This window comes from Actinotalea ferrariae CF5-4, assembly GCF_000603945.1.
Classification (GTDB): domain Bacteria; phylum Actinomycetota; class Actinomycetes; order Actinomycetales; family Cellulomonadaceae; genus Actinotalea; species Actinotalea ferrariae.
In genome coordinates this window covers 1-4,683 of the sequence record NZ_AXCW01000165.1, presented here as the reverse complement: position 1 = coordinate 4,683, position 4,683 = coordinate 1, and the positions used below count along the sequence as shown (strand labels likewise).

The following is a 4,683-nucleotide window of genomic DNA, read 5'->3' as shown; positions in this document are numbered from 1 at the left end:
TGGCGGGTCGGGGGGACGGGGTGGCTGCGGTAGAGTTCTCGGGTTGCCCGCTGGTCGGGCGACCCTGGGGACCTCAGCCGCATCACGAAGGTTGGTCCCACACCCGCCGGGGAACACTCCGCTGCGGGTCGTGCCACGACAACGACAGGAAGTCTCTCTGTGTCCTCTGTGACTCGCGCGCGCCGCCAGGTGCGCCTCTCCCGGGCCCTCGGCCTGGCCCTGACCCCCAAGGCCGTCAAGCACTTCGAGAAGCGGCCCTACCCGCCCGGCGAGCACGGTCGTGCCCGCCGCCGTACCGAGTCCGACTACGCGGTGCGTCTGCGGGAGAAGCAGCGTCTGCGCGCCCAGTACGGCCTGCGCGAGAAGCAGATGGCCCGGGCCTTCGAGGAGGCGCGCAAGACCCCCGGCCTGACCGGTGAGGTCATGGTCGAGAACCTCGAGACGCGCCTGGACGCCCTGGTGCTGCGCGCCGGGTTCGCCCGCACCATCCTGCAGGCCCGTCAGGTCGTCGTGCACCGCCACGTGCTGGTGGACGGCAAGATCGTCGACCGCCCCTCCTTCCAGGTGAAGCCGGGCCAGACGCTCCAGATCAAGCCCCGAAGCCAGGCGAGCGACCAGTTCCTCGTCGCGGCCGCCGGTGCCCACCGCGACGTCCTGCCGGCCGTGCCGGGCTACCTCGACGTGCAGCTGGAGAAGCTGAGCGCCGTCCTGACGCGCCGCCCGAAGCGCGCCGAGGTCCCGGTGACCTGCGAGGTCCAGCTGGTCGTCGAGTACTACTCGCGCTGACCCTTCCGGGACGCCCCGCAGCCACGACACCCGTCGACCGGCTGCGGGGCGTTCCCGTACCCGGGCACGGCTCGCCCGGCACGACCAAGGCGCGCACGCCCGCCCGGTAGGGTCGGACCCGCCGTCCACCCCCGCAGAAAGGCCCCCAGATGTCGCTCGGAGACGTCGCAGGTCTCATCGCCGCGATCGCGTTCGTCGCGCTCGTCGGCTTCCTCGCGCTGCCGCTCATCAAGCTGGGCAAGGTGTTCGACGCCGCCACGCAGTCGGTCAAGGACATCACCGACCACGCCCTGCCGGTGCTGGACGAGACCGTCACGACGGTCGCGACGACGAACGCGCAGCTGATGAAGGTCGACACGATGACCACCTCGGCCGCCGAGATCAGCCAGAACGTCTCCGCGCTCACCGCCCTGGTCTCCGCGACCATCGGCGGGCCTCTGATCAAGGTGGCCGCCTTCAGCTACGGCGTGCGGCAGGCGCTGTCCGGGCTGGCCGAGAAGGTCCGTCGCTGATGGCGCGCCTGTTCTGGGTGGCCGTCGGCGCGGCCGGCGCCGTCGTCGTCGCACGCAGGCTGCAGGAGACGGCCCGGCGCTACACGCCCGCGGGGGTGGCCGAGCGGGTCGAGGTCGCGGGGGAGCGGACCACCGAGGCCGTCGGCAGCGCCCTGGAGCGCTTCCGCACGGCCCGCGCCGAGCGCGAGCAGGAGCTGCTGACCACGCTCCTGGTCACCCCGGAGGACGGCGACCCGCACGCGGTGCTCGGTCGTTCCCGGCGCGAGCGGGACGCGTGGGGAGCCGCGACGTCGTCGTCGGGGGGCTCCGGACGCCGTGGCACCGCGGCGGGCCGGGACGTCGCCACGGGCGGGGCCCGTCCGTCGGGACGGGTGGACGACTCCGAGCCGTTGTACGAGTTCTGACGCCGCCGCACGCGACCCACACCGTGCACCGGGCCCGACGGGCCCACCGATGATCGACCAGCGGGCCCACGGGCCGCGACAGACGTGAGGGACACCATGCGGACCGCCGAGATCCGACGCCGTTGGCTCGACTACTTCGAGGCGCGCGACCACGCCGTCGTGCCGAGCGCCTCGCTCGTCTCCCCGGACCCGTCGACCCTGTTCACCATCGCCGGGATGGTGCCGTTCATCCCGTACATGCTCGGCCAGCAGACCCCGCCGTGGAACCGCGCGACCAGCGTCCAGAAGTGCGTCCGCACCCTCGACATCGAGGAGGTGGGCAAGACCACCCGCCACGGCACGTTCTTCCAGATGAACGGCAACTTCTCCTTCGGTGACTACTTCAAGGAGGGGGCGATCGAGTACGCGTGGGAGCTGGTCACCGGCTCGCAGGCGGACGGGTTCTACGGCTTCGACCCCGACAAGGTCTGGGTCACCGTCTACCACGACGACGACGAGGCGGCGCGCCTGTGGCGCAAGGTCGCGGGCCTGCCGGAGGAGCGCATCCAGCGCCGCGGCAAGAAGGACAACTACTGGCACACCGGCCAGCCCGGCCCTGCCGGCCCCTGCTCGGAGATCTACATCGACCGTGGGCCGGCCCACGGCAAGGACGGCGGCCCCGTCGTCGACGAGGACCGGTTCCTGGAGATCTGGAACCTCGTCTTCATGCAGTACGCGATCGAGGACGTGCGGTCCAAGGAGGACTTCACGATCACCGGCGACCTCGCGCAGAAGAACATCGACACCGGGATGGGCCTCGAGCGCGTCGCGTACCTGCTCCAGGGCGTCGACAACATGTACGAGATCGACGAGGTCTTCCCGGTCATCGCCGCAGCGCAGGAGCTGTCCGGACGCCGCTACGGGGCGGACCGCGACGACGACGTGCGGATGCGCGTCGTGGCCGACCACGTGCGCTCCTCCCTCATGCTGATCGGCGACGGGATCACGCCGTCGAACGAGGGCCGCGGCTACGTGCTGCGCCGCCTGCTGCGCCGGTCCGTGCGCGCGATGCGCCTGCTCGGCGTCGACGAGCCCGCGCTGCCGCACCTGCTGCCGGTGTCGCGCGACGCGATGAGCGCCTCCTACCCGGAGCTGGCCACGGACTTCGACCGGATCTCCCGGGCCGCGTACGCGGAGGAGGAGGCGTTCCGCCGCACGCTGGTGGCGGGCACGACGATCCTCGACACCGCCGTGGCGCAGGTGAAGACCGCCGGCGGGGCGACCCTCGGCGGGGAGCAGGCGTTCGCGCTGCACGACACCTACGGCTTCCCCATCGACCTCACCCTGGAGATGGCCGCCGAGCAGGGCCTGGCGGTGGACGAGCAGGGCTTCCGCGACCTCATGCAGGCGCAGCGCGAGCGGGCCCGTGCCGACGCCAAGGCCAAGAAGGGCGGCGCTGCGGGCACGACCGTCTACCGCGAGCTGCGGGACCAGGGCGCTACGGAGTTCACGGGCTACACGGAGCTGACGACGCCGTCCACGATCCGCGGGCTCCTGCGCGACGGCGTCGCGGTGCCGGCGGCCTCGCAGGGCGACACCGTCGAGCTGGTGCTGGCGCGGACGCCGTTCTACGCGGAGTCCGGCGGGCAGGACTCCGACGCCGGTGTCATCACCGCCGACGGCGCGCGCCTGGAGGTGCTCGACGTCCAGCGCCCGGTCAAGGGCCTGGTCGTGCACACGGTGCGGGTGGCGGAGGGCGAGGTGGCCTCCGGCGCCGAGGTGCTGGCCCAGGTCGACCCGGAGTGGCGGCGTGGGGCGCGGCAGGCGCACTCGGGCACGCACGTCGTGCACGCGGCGCTGCGCGAGGTGCTCGGGCCGAACGCGCTGCAGTCCGGCTCCTACAACAAGCCCGGCTACCTGCGCCTGGACTTCTCCTGGAACCAGGCGCTCTCCGCCGCGACGCGCAGCGAGGTCGAGGAGGTCTCGAACAAGGCGATCCGCGAGGACCTCGGGGTCAAGTGGCAGTACATGACCCTGCCCGAGGCGAAGGCCTGGGGCGCGATCGCGCTGTTCGGGGAGACCTACGACGAGCAGGTCCGCGTCGTCGAGATCGGTGGGCCCTGGTCGCGGGAGCTCTGCGGCGGGACGCACGTGGACCACTCCAGCCAGATCGGCATCATCGCGCTGACGGGGGAGCAGTCCGTCGGGTCCGGGTCGCGCCGCGTCGAGGCCGTCGTCGGGCTGGAGGCGTTCCACCACCTGGCCCGGGAGCGGGCGCTGGTGACGGCGCTGACCGACGCGCTCAAGGTGCGCCCAGAAGAGCTGCCGGAGCGGGTGAGCGGGCTCGTGGCGCGCCTCAAGGACGCGGAGAAGGAGCTCGCCGGCCTCCGGCAGGGTCAGCTGCTCGCGGCGGCCGCCTCGGTGGCCGCCGGCGCCGCCGACGTCGGGGGCGTGCGCGTGGTGACGCACGAGGCCGGCGCGGTCGCCTCGGCCGACGACCTGCGAACCCTCGCCCTGGACGTCCGCCACCGGCTGGGCGAGTCCCCGGCCGTGGTCGCGGTCGGCGGCGTGGCGAAGGACCGCCCCGTCGTCCTCGTCACGGTCAACCCGGCGGGGCGTGCGCTGGACCTGCGCGCCGGCGCCCTGGCGAAGGTCGCGGCAGGCGCCCTCGGCGGCGGGGGCGGTGGCAAGGACGACGTCGCGCAGGGCGGCGGGACCGACGTGACGGCGCTCCCGGCCGCGCTCGCCGCAGTCCGGGGCGCCGTCGCCGAGCGCGCGGGCGGCCGCTGACGTGACCCTCTCAGCGGGCGTGCCCCGAGGGGTCCGGCTCGGCGTCGACCTCGGCACGGTCAGGATCGGCGTCGCGGCCAGCGACCCGGACGGCCTCCTCGCCACGCCGGTCGAGACGGTCCCGAGGGACCGGACCGGCGCCGGTGCGGACGTCCGGCACCTCGCCGGGCTCGTCGCCGACCGGGCCGCCGCGGTGGTCTACGTCGGCCTGC

At 73.4% G+C, this 4,683-nt stretch carries 5 protein-coding genes; all 5 read left to right on the top strand.

Annotated features, from left to right (window positions below; translation table 11 throughout):
* The first annotated feature begins 159 nt into the window (after positions 1-159).
* On the top strand, positions 160-786 hold the full coding sequence (rpsD, locus tag N866_RS13300; protein ID WP_052023036.1) for a 30S ribosomal protein S4: 627 nt from the start codon (positions 160-162) through the stop codon (positions 784-786).
* Between the two features lie 149 nt (positions 787-935).
* Positions 936-1,298, top strand: a complete 363-nt coding sequence (locus N866_RS13295; protein WP_034227130.1) for a DUF948 domain-containing protein — start codon at positions 936-938, stop codon at positions 1,296-1,298.
* Positions 1,298-1,702 carry a hypothetical protein gene (locus N866_RS19985; RefSeq protein WP_052023035.1) on the top strand — a complete coding sequence of 135 codons (405 nt, stop codon included), beginning with the start codon at positions 1,298-1,300 and terminating at the stop codon, positions 1,700-1,702. Before N866_RS13295 ends, N866_RS19985 begins: the two co-directional genes overlap by 1 nt.
* A 96-nt stretch (positions 1,703-1,798) precedes the next feature.
* Entirely contained in the window at positions 1,799-4,471 is a 2,673-nt protein-coding gene (gene alaS / locus N866_RS13285; RefSeq protein ID WP_034227127.1) for an alanine--tRNA ligase, read from the top strand.
* Positions 4,472-4,490: 19 nt separating this feature from the next.
* Positions 4,491-4,683 (top strand): Holliday junction resolvase RuvX (gene ruvX / locus N866_RS13280; protein WP_245612591.1); only part of this gene is annotated, 193 nt, incomplete at its 3' end.

Bases quoted from the DNA above. Each gene is read 5' to 3' on its own strand.
- N866_RS13295 (WP_034227130.1), top strand. From the start codon at position 936: ATGTCGCTCGGAGACGTCGCAGGTCTCATCGCCGCGATCGCGTTCGTC.
- N866_RS19985 (WP_052023035.1), top strand. From the start codon at position 1,298: ATGGCGCGCCTGTTCTGGGTGGCCGTCGGCGCGGCCGGCGCCGTCGTC.
- alaS (WP_034227127.1), top strand. From the start codon at position 1,799: ATGCGGACCGCCGAGATCCGACGCCGTTGGCTCGACTACTTCGAGGCG.